The following is a 17012-nucleotide window of genomic DNA, read 5'->3' as shown; positions in this document are numbered from 1 at the left end:
AGATCCCGCATCTTATGGTATAGTTACTGCGGTGTTATTGAATACACACGCTTGCTGATTCGAACAACGGTGCCGTCCAACGACCACGGTTTTGTTCTACTATCTAGTGATAGTAATGGGAAAACGACCGTTTTTCCAGGAACATGATGCAAAGCGGAGGAAAAAAACCGAAGGAGGAAAAAATATGGCTGTTATTTCTATGAAACAGTTACTGGAAGCAGGTGTGCATTTCGGCCACCAAACAAGACGGTGGAACCCGAAAATGAGCCGTTATATTTTCACGGAACGAAATGGCATCTACATCATCGATTTGCAAAAAACGGTGAAGAAAGTAGATGAAACCTACAAATACGTGCGCAACTTGGCTGCGGACGGCGGCAAAATCTTGTTTGTCGGCACGAAAAAGCAGGCACAGGAATCCGTCCGGGAAGAGGCTGGCCGTTGCGGGATGTACTTTGTTAATCAACGCTGGTTAGGCGGTACATTGACAAACTTCCAAACGATCCGAAAGCGGATCACGCGCCTTAAAGATTTGGAAAAAATGCAGGAAGACGGGACGTTTGACGTCCTTCCGAAAAAAGAAGTAACGGTTTTGCAAAAAGAAATGGATCGCCTTGAGAAATTCTTGGGCGGGATCAAAGACATGAAGACACTACCGGATGCCGTTTTCATTATCGACCCTCGCAAAGAACGGATCGCCGTTGCGGAAGCACGTAAACTTAACATCCCGATCATCTCCATTGTCGATACTAATTGTGATCCGGATGAAGTGGACTACGTCATTCCGGGTAACGATGATGCCATTCGTGCGGTACGTTTGCTTACATCAAAAATGGCGGATGCTGTTGTGGAAGCAAGCCAGGGAGAAGAAGAAAAAGTGGCGGACGAAGAACAAATAGAATCGGACCCGGAACCTGAACCGGCAACGACAAACGCTGAAGAATAATAAGGAAGAGAAAAAACGGGGTGACAAGGGCGAGTCCCATGTCACCTTTTTTCCACGAAAAACAAAAATAAGGAGGAGTTTACATGGCCATCAGCGCAAGCAAAGTAAAAGAACTACGGGAAAAAACCGGCGCCGGAATGATGGATTGCAAGAAGGCGTTAACGGAAACAGATGGAAATATGGAAGAAGCGGTTGCTTTTCTGCGTGAAAAAGGAATCGCCAAAGCAGCGAAAAAGGCAGAGCGTGTTGCGGCAGAAGGATTGGCGAACGTCAAGGTTGACGGCAATAAAGCAGTGATTGTGGAAATCAACGCCGAAACCGATTTTGTCGCGAAAAACGAAAACTTTCAAAAGGTCGTTTCGACCGTTTCCCAGCACCTGCTTGACCATCAACCAAGCGATGTCGATACCGCGTTGGCACAGAAAACCGAAGGCGGAGACACCCTCGAACAGTATATTACCGAGCAGATCGCTACCATCGGTGAAAAAATCTCGCTAAGGCGCTTCACGGTCGTTGAAAAAACAGAAACGCAAGCATTCGGCGCTTACCTTCATATGGGAGGAAGCATCGCTGTGCTTGCCGTGGTCGACGGCACAACGGACGAATCGGTTGCAAAGGATATAGCGATGCATGTGGCTGCGATTAAGCCAACGTATGTGACGCGCGATGAAGTTCCCGAAGAAGAAGTCAACAAAGAGCGGGAAATTCTTAAACAGCAAGCGCTTAATGAAGGAAAACCGGAAAAGATCGTTGAAAAAATGGTGGAAGGCCGTTTGAAGAAATTTTTCCAACAAGTGACGCTCTTGGATCAAGAATTTGTGAAAGACAGCGATCAAACTGTAGAACAATATATGAAAAGCCAAAACGCAACAGTTTCCTCCTTTATTCGTTATGAAGTGGGAGAAGGAATGGAGAAAAAAGAGGAGAATTTTGCCGACGAAGTCATGTCGCAAGTGAAAGAGTAAGGCAAACGGTGGGGGCTTTTCTCACCTCCCACCTCTCACCTCTCACTTCTAGTAATGGAGGCATACGATGCACAATTACAAACGTGTAGTTTTGAAATTAAGCGGGGAGGCACTTGCCGGAGATCAAGGGTATGGCATTGATCCGAACGTCATCCAATCTATTGCTTCTCAGTTAAAAGGCGTAGCCGCGTTGGGTACAGAAATCGCCATCGTTGTTGGAGCCGGCAATATTTGGAGGGGAATGGCAGGCAGTTCTCAAGGAATGGATCGCGCCACCGCTGATTACATGGGAATGCTTGCAACAGTCATGAACGCCCTCGCTTTACAGGACAGCCTTGAAGAAATTGAAGTGGAGAGCAGGGTGCAAACGAGCATAGAGATGCGCCAAGTCGCTGAACCATACATACGACGCAAAGCAATCCGGCACTTGGAAAAAAAGCGCGTCGTCATATTTGCAGCCGGTACCGGCAATCCTTATTTTACTACGGATACGACAGCAGCATTGCGGGCAGCGGAAATTGAAGCTGACGTCATCCTAATGGCAAAAAATAACGTAGATGGCGTTTATGATGCTGACCCCGCAGAGAATGAAAATGCGGTTAAATATCGAGAGTTATCCTACTTTGACGTCTTAAAGGATGGACTGGGCGTGATGGATTCGACCGCATCTTCCTTATGCATGGATAACAACATCTCGGTAATCGTTTTTTCTATTTCAAAGGAAGGGAATATCAAACGGGCGGTTCAAGGAGAAGATATTGGAACCGTCGTAAGGGGGAACGGATCTTGAATGACCCGATGAAAAAAGACATGAAAAACCGAATGGAAAAGACAGTGGATTCGCTAAACCGTGAACTTGCCACATTGCGTGCCGGCCGTGCGAATCCGGCGATTCTAGACAGGGTCGCCGTCAATTATTACGGAATGGAAACACCGCTCAATCAGCTGGCAGGCATTACGGTGCCCGAGGGACGGTTGCTCGTCGTGTCTCCTTTTGACAAATCAGCTATTGCAGATATTGAAAAGGCCATCCAAAAAGCGGATCTCGGCCTCACTCCCAATAATGATGGCCAAGTGATTCGCATTACGATTCCGGCGCTCACGGAAGAACGTCGCAAAGAATTAGGGAAACTTGTGCGAAAATATGCCGAAGACGCACGTGTTTCCATCCGTAATATTCGTCGGGATATTAATGATCAAGTGAAAAAACAGGAAAAAAACGGAGATATTGCCGAAGATGAATCCCGGCGTGCGCAAGAAGAAATCCAAAAAATCACAGATGAACATATAAAAACAATTGATCAAGCGGCAGACGAAAAAGAAAAAGACATTATGGAAGTGTAAAGCGGTGCGATGCGCCCAAAAACCCTCTGCTCGACAAGGGGGTTTTAGCTATTCAAGTGCCGTACTTCATACGTCCAATCTGTCGACGGATAAGACCGACGCGGATCACAAAGGATGTGGAGTAACTTGACGTAGGAGACCTGGGAATCATTTTCCCACCTCTCACTTCCCACATCCCACATCCAGTAAGAGGCTGGTGCGTAAACCATGTTGGGAAGGTTTTTTAATCATCAGAAAGAGTCACAAGCCGTTGATGTGAAAACGGAAGTTCCGCCCCATGTGGCCATCATTATGGATGGAAATGGGCGATGGGCGCTGAAACGGGGCATGCCGAGAAATATCGGTCACCGTGAAGGCATGAAAACCATCCACCGCATTGCAGAAACCGCGAATGATATGGGTGTTGAAGTGCTCACATTATTTGCGTTTTCGTCGGAAAACTGGTTAAGGCCCAAGACAGAAGTCGACTTTATTCTTCGTCTTCCGGAACGTTTTTTATCCAGTGAATTACCAAAACTGCAAGCGAACAATGTACAAGTTCGTGTCATAGGTGCTGTTGAAGACTTGCCTTCCCATACAAAAAAAGCCGTTGAAACGGCAATGCTCGAGACGGCGGATAACGATGGCATTATTTTAAATTTGGCGCTTAATTATGGAGGAAGGTCAGAGATCGTCCAAGCGGTGAAGCGTCTTAGCACCGAAGTTGAACAAGGGCGTTATCAAGCTGAAGACATTACCGAAGAGATGATTTCCGACAAACTGTATACATCCGATTTTCCCGACCCGGATCTATTGATCAGAACGAGCGGGGAAATTCGTTTAAGCAACTTCATGCTTTGGCAAATGGCGTATAGCGAATTCTGGTTTACTGATGTATTGTGGCCGGATTTTAACGCAGACGATTTTGCCGAGGCCATCTCGGTTTTCCAACAACGTAAGCGTCGATATGGCGGGGTGTAAGGAGCGTTCGTATGAAGCAAAGAGTAGTAACTGCAATGATGGGACTTGTCATTTTCCTCGTCCCGCTCGTCATCGGCGGATCCGTTTTTGCTCTGCTTGTTGCGGCAATGGCAGTTGTGGGCTTCATGGAATTGTTAAGAATGAACCAATTAAGTCTCTTTTCCATGCCTGCCTTCATCGGATTGTTGCTTTCCCTGTTTCTATTGGTTGCGGGACCGCAATCAACGTTCATACCCAATGACGCTCTATTGATGAGCATGATAGTTGCTGTCTGGTTGTTGCTGCTCGTAACGGTCATTTCGGCCAACCGGTACAATTTTGAAAAGGTTGCGTTTGTCGCATTTGCCGCCCTTTATGTTGGATTCGGATTGCACTTCTTTCTGGCGGCTCGCCTTGAGGAAGGATTTGCCTTTGTTCTTTTCGTCCTAATCGCTATTTGGGCGACGGATACGGGCGCTTATCTTTTCGGACGAAAATTCGGAAAGCGTCCGCTCTGGCCGAAAATCTCACCGAAGAAAACGGTCGAAGGCGCGTTGGGAGGATTCGCGCTGGCGCTTGTGGCGAGTGTTATTTTCGCTTCATTTTGGCCTCCTTTTCCGTCTCTGTGGCTAACGATCGTCGCGGTGATCGTTATTTCCGTTGCCGGCCAATGCGGGGATCTCGTGGAATCTGCCTTTAAACGTTATTATAATGTAAAGGATTCCGGCAAAATCCTTCCCGGCCATGGCGGCATTCTTGATCGTTTCGATAGTCTTATTTTCGTGTTTCCCGCCCTTTATGTACTAATGATTTAATCGGCCCGCTCGCGGGTGTGAAGAAGGTGAAGTCGAATGAAAAAAGTCGCTGTACTTGGTTCAACAGGGTCAATCGGCACGCAAACCCTAGAAGTCATCCGTCAACATCCGGATTTATTTCAGGTAAGCATGCTCGCCTGTGGCCGAAATATTGAGCTTGCAAAAAAGCAAATCACCGAGTTTCAACCTGCGACCGTTGTCATTGCAAATGAAGGCGATCTTGGAAAATTGAAAGCTCATCTCCCACCGGAGACACGGGCAATGGCAGGTGAGGCGGCATTGTTGGATGCGCTTGGCGAGACGGACGCCGCATTCGTGATGAACGCCATGGTGGGAAGCCAAGGTTTGAAACCGACAATGACCGCGATCAAAGCAGGAAAAACGATTGGGATCGCCAATAAGGAGACCCTCGTAACCGCGGGACACTTCGTAACTGCTGCCTGCAAACGTTACGGCGCACAGTTGATTGCCGTCGACAGCGAGCATTCCGCTATTTTGCAAAGCTTGCAAGGCAGCAATCGCAGCGACGTCGAGCGGCTGATCATCACCGCATCCGGCGGGAGCTTTCGCGATTGGAGCGCCGAGGAAATCCAGCACGCCACACCGAAAGATGCATTGAATCACCCGAATTGGTCGATGGGACAGAAAGTCACCATTGATTCGGCAACGATGATGAATAAAGGCCTCGAAGTCATTGAAGCCCATTGGTTGTTCGATATGCCTTATGAAAACATTGACGTCGTTATCCATCGGGAAAGCATTATTCACTCCCTCGTTGAATATCAAGATAAGAGTGTGATTGCACAGATGGGCACCCCGGATATGAAAGGGCCGATCCAGTATGCGCTCAGCTTTCCGGACAGGCTTGAATTAGACGGTCCGGAAAGGTTAAACTTATGGGAAGTCGGAACGTTACATTTTGAAAAAATCGATCCGGTCAAGCACCAATGTTTATTGATGGCTTACCGAGCCGGTGAAACGGGCGGATCGGCACCGACGGTTTTAAACGCGGCAAATGAAGGTGCCGTCCAACGTTTCCTGGAAGGGAAACTTTCGTTCCCCGGCATCGCGAACGTTATTGAAAAGGCGCTCGCTGCCCATAGCGTCATTGCGGAGCCTACAATCGAAGAAGTGTTGGAGATTGATGAAGAAACACGAGAACGGGTAAGGAATGGAACAGAAATGTGAGAGGAAGCTCTCCCCTTCCCCCTCACATTTCTGATATGCAAGCCAAAAAGAAGGTGAAAAGCACGTGCAAACGCTTATAGCCATCATCGTGATTTTCGGGCTTATTATTGCCATTCACGAGTGGGGCCATCTCTACGTAGCAAAAAAAGTAGGCATTCTTTGCCGGGAATTCGCGATCGGTTTCGGGCCGAAATTGTTTTCCAAGAAAAAGAACGAGACGGTTTATACGTTTCGGTTACTCCCGCTCGGCGGTTTCGTTCGCATGGCCGGTGAAGACCCGGAAATCGTGCAAATTAAACCGGGGTATGAAGTGGGTTTAACGTTTCATGAGGATGACACCGTAAAAGAAATCATCGTGAATAACAAGGCGAAACATGCCGACGCCAAAATTGTTTCGGTTGAACGGGCCGACCTTGAACATCAGCTTTTTATAGATGCCTACAGTGACGATGAAGAAGGATTGGTTCGTTACGACGTCCACAGCCAAGCGGATATGATTGTGGATGAAGAACGGGAACAAATTGCCCCTTGGGACCGGCAATTCGGATCGAAAAAGCCGTGGAAAAAGGCAGCTGCCATTGTTGCGGGACCGGCAATGAATTTCGTCCTTGCGTTTATTTTGTTTGTGATCTATGGGCTTATCCAAGGGATTCCTCAACCGATCGTTTCGAACGTGATGGACGATAGTGTCGCTGAGGAAGTAGGATTGGCCGAAGGGGATCAGATTGTCTCCATTGAAGGTGAATCCATTGACGGCTGGACCGATATGACGGAAATCATCCAGCAACAGCCTGATGAAGAAATCACGATGGTGGTAGATCGGGATGGCGCGACTGAATCATTCACGATGGTGGTGGATAGCGTTTACGAGGATGTTGTAGATGCAGAGATCGGCCAAATCGGTGTCGAACCGACGTGGACTCATTCTGTGTTTGAGTCGCTTCAATACAGTATCTCGCAAATTCAAGAAGTGGTTGTATTAATATTCGACGTTCTTCAGCTCATTTTTACCGGTGATTTTTCCTTGGATTATTTAGCGGGACCGGTGGGGATTTATGATTATACCGGTGAAGTGATGGAAATGGGGATCCTTATTTTGATCATGTGGACAGCGATGTTGAGTGTCAATATCGGACTCATCAACTTGTTGCCGCTTCCTGCTCTTGACGGTGGCCGGTTGGTCTTTATCGTCTTGGAAGCGATTCGCCGAAAACCGATCGATCCGAACAAGGAAGGTGTGGCCCATTTCGTCGGTTTTGCGCTGCTTATGTTGCTCGTGCTCATGGTCACCTGGAATGACTTAAACCGGTTGTTTATGTAGTTATTAGATGGGAGAGGTGGGAGTGCCAATCTCTGGCCTCTAGCCTCTGACTTCTGATTTCCGAAAAAGGAGGGTGTAACGAATGAGACAACAAACGTTTTTTAGCCCGACGATGCGGGATGTTCCCGCGGATGCGGAAGCAATTAGCCACCAACTAATGTTGCGCGCCGGCTTAATGCGGCAAACCGCAGCCGGCATTTATACATATTTACCACTTGGAACAAGGGTGCTGCACAAAATTCAAGCGATCATCAGAGAGGAATTGAATCGTGCAGGGGCGCAAGAATTATTGATGCCGGCGGTTCAACCGGCCGAACTTTGGGAAGAATCCGGCCGTTTGGAGGATTACGGCCCCGAATTAATGAGGCTGAACGATCGTCATGAGCGGCGTTTTGTACTCGGCCCCACCCATGAAGAAGTGATCACCTCAATTGTTCGCGATGGCATTCACTCTTATAAACGTTTACCGATCAATGTGTATCAAATTCAAACAAAATATCGGGATGAGCGCCGTCCTCGTTTTGGATTGTTACGCGGCAGGGAATTTATTATGAAAGATGCCTATTCTTTTGAACCCTCGGAAGAAGCGCTCGCCGAGACCTATGAAGTGATGTATGAGACGTACATGAAAATCTTTCGTCGATGCGGCCTTGATTTTCGCGCGGTGGAAGCGGACGCGGGTGCCATCGGGGGAAGCGGGGGCACGCATGAGTTTATGGCACTAGCCGATATTGGCGAGGACACGATCGCGTATTCCGATCGTTCCGGTTATGCCGCGAACATTGAAATCGCGGCTGTTCGTCCGCCTGACGACACGGAAGAAGGAACGTCTACAGCCCTTTCCGAAGAAAAAGGGTTTGCAAACGGAGAAGCCGTGGCAACTGCCGCTGGCCAACCAACGTCTGCGGTGATTACCGGCCGGCTTTTTTATATTGACGAAGCCCCCGTACTCATTCTTACGCGAGGGAATCATGAAATCAGCGATGTGAAGATTGGAAACCATTTTGATACATTGGATGTTGAAGTTGCAACGGATGCACACGTGCAGGAACGATTCGGCACGTCTTCTGCTTACATTGGTCCGGTGAAGGCGCCGTCGAGTGTGAAAATTGTCGCCGATCAAGCGATTCGCCCGCTTGTCAATGCCGTCTGTGGCGGCAATCAAGACGAAGCCTTTTATGTCAATGTTGACCATCGCCGTGATTTTAAAGTCGATGCCTTCGCCGATCTTCGCATGATTCAAGAAGGAGATCCGTCCCCCGACGGGGAAGGAACGATTCAATTTGCCGAAGGCATTGAAGTGGGGCAAGTGTTTAGCCTTGGAACGAAATATTCAGAGGCCCTCGGTGCCCAGTTTCTGGATGAAAATGGCAAAAGTGTGCCGATGCAAATGGGCTGCTACGGCATCGGCATTAGCCGTACGCTAGCTGCCGTTGTGGAACAACATCATGACGCAGACGGCATCATTTGGCCAAAAGCACTTGCGCCGTTTGATTTGCATCTGCTCGTCATCAATCCGAAAGATGAGGCGCAACTGACGCTCGGGGAAAATCTTTACGAGGCACTTCAAACGGAAGGCTATGACGTTCTTTATGACGATCGCAAAGAACGTGCGGGCGTGAAGTTTAAGGATGCCGATCTTTACGGCATGCCCATCCGTATCGCAGCAGGCAAAAAAGCGAATGAAGGCATCGTCGAAGTAAAAGACCGAAACACAGGCGAAGTAACGGAAGTACAAGCAGAAAACTTACCCGCGTATTTAAAAACGATCGGATGGTAAAGGAAGTGTGCAGGTTGGCGGATGAAGTTTTTTCACCTCCGATCTCTCACTTCCAACTTCTAGAAAAGGACGGTTTTCTATGGATGACAGTGCTGTTCGGTATGAACGTTTTCAACTTCTTTTGGAACAGATTGGAATCCCTGAAGATGTTTACCAATCAGAGTTGCGTTCCGGACGCATCGAGAAATTAGATGTTTATCGGGAAACGCGCAAATGGCATTTTACGTTCAGGCTGGACAAACCGGTCAATGCGTTCGCGATCCAACTGTTGCAGGAAAAACTGAACGCAGGATTCCGGGAAATGGCCACGATTGATTTTTCCATCGCTTATGATGAAGGAAACATTCCCTCCGAACAGGTGGCGACGTACTGGCCTGCAATCATTGCTAAAGCGAGTGCCCTCCCCGACCATATCGCCCTGAAGCTGGAACGATCAGAACCGGCTGTGAACGGACGTTTCTTGATGCTTACGTGCCACAGTGAGGCGGAAGCCAATTCCCTTTCCAAACAAGCAGGTCCCGCTTTGGAAGCCGCGCTCCAATCTTTAGGGTTTGAAACGCTTACCTTTTCTCCGAAAGTCGAAATTGCTACCGAGGAAGAAACCCGCTTTTTGGAGCAAAAAAAAGAGGAAGAACAATCGAAAGTCATTGAAGCAATGATGGAACAGCAAAAAAAGGAAAAACAAGCGGCGCCGGAAGCGAAAAAACAATTGCACATCGGTTATCCGATTAAAGACGAGCCCCTCCCACTTGCTTCCATTCAGGATGAAGAACGTCGGGTGACGATACAAGGATATGTGTTTCAAGCGGAAACGCGTGAGTTAAGAAGCGGGCGTATGTTAGTAACATTTAAACTTACCGATTACACAGACTCTTTGCTTGTGAAAATGTTTTCCAGAGATAAAGAGGATATTCCGCTATTCAATGAAATAAAAGCGGGCAAGTGGCTGAAAGCAAGAGGCAGTATTCAAGACGATACATTTGTTCGTGATCTCGTCATGATTGCCAATGACCTCACGGAAGTTCAAATTGCGCAGCGGATGGATGGGGCCCCTGAAAATGAAAAACGCATCGAGTTGCATGCGCATACGACGATGAGCCAGATGGATGGTGTGGCCTCCCCGAGGGAAATTGTGGAAAAGGCGGCACAATGGGGCCACGAGGCTATCGCGATTACGGATCACGGGGTCGTACAAGGCTTTCCGGAAGCTTATTCGGCTGCGCAAAAAAATGACATTAAACTGCTTTACGGCATGGAAGCCTATCTCGTCGATGATGGTGTGCCGATCGCGTACAATGAGAGCGAACGGAATCTAAAAGCGTCAACGTTTGTCGTCTTTGATGTGGAGACGACCGGGCTATCAGCCGTTTATGATACGATTATTGAACTGGCTGCCGTAAAAGTGACGAACGGGGAAATTGTGGACCGGTTTGAATCGTTTGCACAACCGCATGTACCCCTTCCCGCGAAAATTACGGAGCTTACCGGTATTACCGATGAAATGTTGACAGATGCCCCTGAGGTGGGCGATGTCTTGCAACAGTTTGCGGATTTTGTGGGAGATGCCGGTCTTGTCGCGCACAACGCCAGTTTTGATATCGGTTTTATCAACGCCGGCTACAAAAAAGAAGGATGGGCGAAGGTAGAACAGCCGGTCGTCGATACGTTGGAACTAGCCCGCTTTTTATATCCAAATATGAAAAATCACCGGCTGAACACATTATGCAAAGCGTTTGACATTGAACTCGTCAGCCACCACCGCGCCATTTATGACACGGAAGCCACCGCCTATCTTTTTATGAAAATGATTCGTGACGCCAATGAGCAGGGAATTGATCAACATCGCCAACTCAATGAAAATATTGGCCGCGGCGATTTTTATAAAAATAGACCTTCCCATTGCACGATTCTCGTTCAAAATCAAGAAGGCTTGAAAAATTTGTATCAACTCGTTTCCTTATCCCACTTATCGTATTTTCACCGAACGCCGCGAATCCCGCGGTCAAAACTCGTCCGGTATCGGGAAGGGTTGTTGATTGGATCGGGCTGTGAGCAAGGGGAAGTCTTTGAAACAATGATGCAAAAATCCGCGGAAGAAGCGGAGAAAGCTGCCCGTTTCTATGATTTTATCGAAATACAACCGCCGGAAATCCATAATCATCTATTGGAAAAAGATATCATAAGAAGTGAAGCACAACTTTTGGACATTATGCGAAAATTGTACGAGGTTGGTGAACGTTTAGCGACTCCGGTCGTCGCCACTGGCAATGTCCATTATTTGGAACCGGAAGATCATATCTATCGAAAAATCCTTGTTGCGTCTCAAGGCGGAGCGAATCCGCTAAATAAACAAACGATGCCGAAGGTGCACTTTCGAACGACTGCGGAAATGTTGGAGGCATTTGCTTTCCTCGGGGAAGAAAAGGCGCGCCAAATTGTGGTCACATCCCCAAAACAGATCGTGGACGAGATCGAAGCGATCGCGCCGGTTCCGAGCGGCTTGTATCCACCAAACATCGAGGGTGCCGACGAAGAAATGCGGTCGCTCACCTATGGGAAAGCAAAGCGCATGTACGGGGAAGATCTTCCTTCCATTGTCGAAGACCGCTTGGAAAAGGAATTGGAAAGCATTATCGGGCATGGGTATGGCGTGATTTATTTAATTTCCCATAAACTCGTCAAACGTTCCCTGGATGATGGCTATCTCGTCGGCTCCCGCGGTTCTGTCGGATCCTCCTTTGTGGCAACGATGTCCGACATTACCGAGGTTAATCCGTTGCCGCCCCATTACGTTTGCCCGGACTGCTCACACTCTATTTTTTATGATGACGGCTCGGTGGCTTCGGGGTATGACTTGCCGGACAAATTATGTGAACAATGTGGGTCCACGTATATCCGCGAAGGCCATGATATTCCCTTTGAAACGTTTCTCGGCTTTAAAGGCGATAAAGTTCCCGATATTGACTTGAATTTCTCCGGGGAATACCAGGCACGCGCGCACGCGTACACCCGTGAATTATTCGGGGATGACAAAGTCTTTCGAGCGGGGACGATCGGCACGGTTGCGGATAAAACGGCTTACGGGTTCGTGCGCGGGTATCAAAACGACAACCAAATTGACCATATCCGCGGCGCTGAAATCGATCGGCTCGTTCATGGCTGCACAGGGGTGAAACGGACGACCGGCCAACATCCGGGCGGCATCATCGTTGTTCCGGGCGATAAAGATATCCATGATTTTTGCCCGGTGCAGTATCCGGCCGATGACAAAAACGCGAGTTGGAAGACGACCCATTTTGATTTTCATTCCATCGATGACAATTTATTGAAACTCGATATTCTCGGCCACGATGATCCGACGGTCATCCGGATGTTGCAAGATTTAAGCGGCATTGATCCCAATGACATTCCTATTGACGATCCTGAGGTTATGCGTATATTCGAAGGGCCGGAAGTGCTCGGCGTCACGCCGGAGCAAATTATGTGCAAAACCGGCACGTATGGCATTCCCGAGTTCGGCACCCGATTCGTCAGGCAAATGTTGGAAGAAACGAAACCGCAGAAGTTTTCCGAGCTCCTGCAAATTTCCGGCTTGTCCCATGGGGCCGATGTGTGGCTCGGCAATGCGGATGAATTAATCCGCGATGGAATTTGTGAGCTGAAAGACGTGATTGGCCTTCGAGATAACATTATGGTTAACCTAATTTATAAAGGTCTGGAACCATCGCTTGCTTTTAAAATTACCGAATTCGTCCGTAAGGGAAGAGGCTTGGAGCAAGAATGGATTGACGAAATGAAAAAGCACGACGTCCCGGATTGGTATATTCAATCCTGTTTGAAAATCAAGTATATGTTCCCGAAAGCGCACGCAGCAGCGTATGTTCTGATGGCGGTGAGAATCGCATACTTCAAAGTTCACTATCCGATTCTTTTCTACGCCACTTATTTCAGTGTGCGGGCCAGTGACTTCGAGCTTGAAACGATGCAAAAAGGGAGCGCTGCTATCCGGGCGCGCATCGAGGACATTCAAGCAAAAGGATTTGACGCGGCGCCGAAAGAAAAAAGTCTGGTTACGGTATTGGAACTGGCGCTAGAGATGACGGAGCGCGGATTTTCTTTCGGGCAGATTGATCTCTACCGTTCGGAGGCAGATACGTTTATCGTCGATGGAGATGCGTTGATCCCGCCGTTTGGCGCGTTGGAAGGCGTAGGCGCGAATGCCGCGAAAAATATTGTCGACGCGCGAGCGGACGGTGAGTTTTTATCAAAAGAAGATTTGCAGCAAAGAAGCAAAGCGACGAAAAACGTGATTCAAAATTTGGAAGCGAGCAACTGCCTGGAAGGCTTGCCGGATTCGAACCAGCTTTCGTTGTTCTAGAGGAACGCATCAGAAATTCTTTCTTTGCGAGAACGTTACATCGTTCGCTTTCTATTTTCACTTATTAATGCCTGCGGAGTGCACATTCCCCGGGTTTTAAGCAGCGCTGCTCCGGGAGGGGCAAGAGAAAGAGAAGCAATATAATTACCGTCCCTCTAAGAGAGAAGCCTGCCTTTTGGGGTACGACAACGCGGCCCCCCGTCCCTCTGAATGGTATGAGTACCATCGGGAGTGATCACTTGTATTCGAAACGGGGGATGAGCGAATGCTAGGCTCCATCTGGTCGGTGAGGCCACCTAGAGCATAAAACGGTCTGGTTTCGGGCTTCGTTGCGATTCTAGAACGTAAGCGGGCGACCATCGATCTATTTTCAGCGCTCGTTGTGATAATAGACCGTAAGAAAGCGTCCAACGATCTGTTTTCGTCGATCATCGCGAAAATAGAACGAATGAACGTCTCACGATTTTTTTCGAAGTCTGTGAACTGCTGTTTTGCGCAACGATAAATCGAGTGGTTCCCATGAATGTCCCGAGGTTTACGATTGTCCACATTTGGCCAAAATAAATAGCAGATAAGCACAATGCCATGCACCACACACGCAGAGAGGGCGCTCCTCGGTCCGCGTGTGACTTGCAATCGTTGGGAAATTGTGATATTTTAACGTTGGCAACAGATGGATACGTACGGAGAAAAGAGTGGGGCTAGTTCCCACTCTTTCTGCTTGCACTTTGAAAAAATGTTCGTAAGACCTAAGGCTCGCTACCGGAACTTGGTAGGTAAGAAAGTATAAAGCAACTTTCTTACCTACATAAGTGCAACGAAGGCTTTCACCATAAAAGCTTGGCGAAAAGCCAAGTTTTCTAAGCTAAGCCAAAGTTTTTCTCATCATACTGGACGGCTTTTGCAAAGGAGGGAGCACATGTCAAAAAATGTGAAGGCAAACGTGGCAACGATCGCGAAACCCGTTCTTGCTGATCTCAACATGGAACTTGTGGATGTGGAATATAAGAAAGAAGGAAAAAATTGGGTGTTACGTATGTTTATTGACCATCCGGATGGTGTGGGACTTGAGGAATGCAGCCTCGTCAGCGAACAGATGAGTCAAAAATTAGACGAAGAAGACCCAATCGAGGGATTTTATTATTTGGAAGTAAGTTCTCCGGGGGCGGAACGCCCGCTAAAAAACGCAAAGGATTTCCAGGGAGCTATCGGGAAGAACGTCTATATCAAGACGTATGAACATGTTGATGGCAGAAAAACGTTTACGGGAGAGCTTACTGCTTATGAAGATGGCGAAATAACGATCAACATTCGTGAAAAGGCACGGACCATTGCTTTTCAGGTGCCGGAGCGCCTGATTGCAAATGCACGATTGTCCGTATTATAGAGCAATCGGCTTTTCCGGAAGTCAGACATTGGAAGCTGGAAATCGGAAGATCCCGAAAAAAAGACCATTTCCGACCTCTGGCCTCTGAAATCTGACCTCTGTTAATGGAAGTTTCACTGTATTCACCGAAAGGGGACCGCGTAGTTATGAACAGCGACTTTTTAGATGCTTTGGCGACATTGGAGGAGGATAAAGGCATCGAAAAGGAAATCGTGCTCGAAGCAATTGAATCCGCGTTGATATCGGCTTACAAGCGAAATTTCAGCCAAGCGCCGAACGTCCGCGTCGATATCAACCGTGACAATGGTGAAATTAAAGTGTATGCACGCAAACAAGTGGTTGAAGAAGTCTTCGATCCCAGGCTGGAGATTACCGTCGAAGCCGCGAGAGAAATAAGCATGCATTATGAGCTTGATGATGTTGTCGAAATTGAAGTAACACCGAAAGACTTTGGGAGAATTGCGGCGCAGACCGCAAAACAAGTCGTTACCCAGCGCGTGCGCGAAGCGGAGCGAGGCATCATTTACTCAGAGTTTATCGATCGCGAAGAAGACATTATGACGGGGATCGTCCAACGCCAGGATCATCGCTTTATCTATGTTGATTTAGGAAAAGTGGAAGCTATCCTTCCACAAAGCGAACAGATGCCGAATGAAACTTACGCGCATAACGACCGGATCAAGTCTTATATTACAAAAGTGGAAAAAACGACAAAGGGTCCGCAAATTATGATTTCACGTACCCATCCGGGTCTTTTAAAGCGATTATTTGAACTTGAAGTTCCGGAAATATATGATGGAACTGTTGAGATTCGATCCGTGTCACGAGAAGCAGGGGACCGGTCAAAAATTTCCGTTTACGCTGAAGATCCTGACGTTGATCCGGTTGGTTCTTGTGTCGGGCAGCGCGGACAACGCGTTCAAGCAATTGTTAATGAATTGAAGGGCGAAAAAATCGATATCGTTCATTTTTCCAATAACCCTGTCAACTACATCGGAAATGCCTTGAGCCCTTCGAATGTGCTCGATGTTCAAGTCGACGAGGAATCGAAAAGCACCCTCGTGATCGTCCCGGATTACCAATTGTCGCTTGCCATTGGGAAGCGCGGGCAAAACGCACGCTTGGCAGCGAAGCTGACGGGCTGGAAAGTTGATATCAAAAGCCTCTCGGAAGCAGAAGAGAAAGGGGTATACGATCCGGCAACCGCTCGAGTCCCCGGCGAAGATGAAGGGGAAGAGCATAACATTCAAGAAGATGAGATCGAAGAAGAAGAGGTGTATGGAGAGGAAGATATAGAAGCTGTTTTGGATGACGATCTTGATGAAAAGTTTCCGGAAACCGACGCCGTAGAGGAGAAAGACGAATGAAAAAGCGTAAAACCCCTTTGCGAAAGTGTATCGTTACCGGTGAAATGAAAGCCAAGAAAGAGCTCGTGCGAATCGTCCGGGACCCGGAAGGCCATGTATCCGTTGATCCGACCGGAAAGAAAAACGGGCGCGGATCGTACATTACAAACACAGAGGAATGTTTCGCACTGGCCAAAAAGAAAGACCTTTTATCACGGCATTTAAAAGTAAACATCGATGAAGAAACCTATGAAAGGCTGGAGACACAACGTCTTCAAGCAAACAAATGAAACAAGATTTTCACCGATTTCTCGGGCTTGCTACACGAGCCAACAAGGTTGTCAGCGGCGAAGACACCGTTATGCGAGGCATTAAAACGGAACGGTTTCATCTTGTTCTTATTTCCGATGATGCATCAACAAACACAAACAAACGGTTTGATGATAAATGCCGACATTATCATATTCCAATAAGGCAAGCGGGAACACGGCAAGCGTTAGGGGAAGCGATCGGAAAACGCGAACGTGTTGTCATCGGCATTACGGATAAAGGATTCTCCAAAAAAATGATCCGGATGCTAGACCAATAGAAGTTGGAGGTTGT

General features: G+C 47.9%; 14 protein-coding genes. All 14 read left to right on the top strand.

The window, feature by feature from the left end; all coding sequences use genetic code 11:
• Window positions 1–184: 184 nt before the first annotated feature.
• A complete protein-coding gene (gene rpsB / locus HUG20_RS10255; RefSeq protein WP_200084384.1) occupies window positions 185–946 on the top strand; it encodes a 30S ribosomal protein S2 in 762 nt (253 codons plus the stop codon).
• An 83-nt stretch (window positions 947–1029) separates the two neighbouring features.
• Window positions 1030–1911 (top strand): translation elongation factor Ts, encoded by an 882-nt coding sequence (gene tsf, locus HUG20_RS10250; RefSeq protein ID WP_200084382.1) that lies wholly within the window; start codon window positions 1030–1032, stop codon window positions 1909–1911.
• A 67-nt stretch (window positions 1912–1978) separates the two neighbouring features.
• Window positions 1979–2701: a UMP kinase gene (gene pyrH / locus HUG20_RS10245; protein WP_200084380.1), complete on the top strand. Its 723-nt coding sequence runs from the start codon at window positions 1979–1981 to the stop codon at window positions 2699–2701.
• Window positions 2698–3255, top strand: coding sequence for a ribosome recycling factor (frr, locus tag HUG20_RS10240; RefSeq protein ID WP_425504070.1), 558 nt, complete (start codon window positions 2698–2700; stop codon window positions 3253–3255). Before pyrH ends, frr begins: the two co-directional genes overlap by 4 nt.
• Window positions 3256–3462: 207 nt before the next feature.
• Window positions 3463–4215, top strand: a complete 753-nt coding sequence (gene uppS, locus HUG20_RS10235; RefSeq protein WP_200084378.1) for an undecaprenyl pyrophosphate synthase — start codon at window positions 3463–3465, stop codon at window positions 4213–4215.
• Window positions 4216–4226: 11 nt separating this feature from the next.
• Window positions 4227–5009 (top strand): phosphatidate cytidylyltransferase, encoded by a 783-nt coding sequence (locus HUG20_RS10230; protein WP_200084377.1) that lies wholly within the window; start codon window positions 4227–4229, stop codon window positions 5007–5009.
• A gap of 36 nt (window positions 5010–5045) precedes the next feature.
• On the top strand, window positions 5046–6197 hold the full coding sequence (gene dxr / locus HUG20_RS10225; RefSeq protein ID WP_200084375.1) for a 1-deoxy-D-xylulose-5-phosphate reductoisomerase: 1152 nt from the start codon (window positions 5046–5048) through the stop codon (window positions 6195–6197).
• Window positions 6198–6261: 64 nt separating this feature from the next.
• Complete coding sequence (gene rseP / locus HUG20_RS10220) at window positions 6262–7518, top strand: RIP metalloprotease RseP (protein WP_200084373.1); 1257 nt, start codon at window positions 6262–6264, stop codon at window positions 7516–7518.
• Window positions 7519–7600: 82 nt separating this feature from the next.
• Entirely contained in the window at window positions 7601–9298 is a 1698-nt protein-coding gene (locus HUG20_RS10215) for a proline--tRNA ligase (protein ID WP_200084365.1), read from the top strand.
• Window positions 9299–9377: 79 nt separating this feature from the next.
• Complete coding sequence (locus HUG20_RS10210) at window positions 9378–13676, top strand: PolC-type DNA polymerase III (RefSeq protein ID WP_200084357.1); 4299 nt, start codon at window positions 9378–9380, stop codon at window positions 13674–13676.
• A 919-nt stretch (window positions 13677–14595) separates the two neighbouring features.
• Window positions 14596–15063, top strand: a complete 468-nt coding sequence (rimP, locus tag HUG20_RS10205) for a ribosome maturation factor RimP (protein ID WP_200084355.1) — start codon at window positions 14596–14598, stop codon at window positions 15061–15063.
• A gap of 146 nt (window positions 15064–15209) precedes the next feature.
• Window positions 15210–16430 (top strand): transcription termination factor NusA, encoded by a 1221-nt coding sequence (gene nusA, locus HUG20_RS10200; protein WP_200084353.1) that lies wholly within the window; start codon window positions 15210–15212, stop codon window positions 16428–16430.
• Window positions 16427–16699, top strand: coding sequence for an RNase P modulator RnpM (gene rnpM / locus HUG20_RS10195; protein ID WP_200084351.1), 273 nt, complete (start codon window positions 16427–16429; stop codon window positions 16697–16699). The genes nusA and rnpM overlap by 4 nt, the downstream gene beginning before the upstream one ends.
• Window positions 16696–16998: a YlxQ family RNA-binding protein gene (locus tag HUG20_RS10190; RefSeq protein ID WP_200084350.1), complete on the top strand. Its 303-nt coding sequence runs from the start codon at window positions 16696–16698 to the stop codon at window positions 16996–16998. Before rnpM ends, HUG20_RS10190 begins: the two co-directional genes overlap by 4 nt.
• Window positions 16999–17012: the final 14 nt, after the last annotated feature.

It is taken from the genome of Salicibibacter cibi, from assembly GCF_016495865.1.
Classification (GTDB): Bacteria; Bacillota; Bacilli; order Bacillales; family Marinococcaceae; genus Salicibibacter; species Salicibibacter cibi.
Note: the sequence above shows the minus strand (reverse complement) of the source record. Positions and strands in the feature narration are given on the sequence as shown.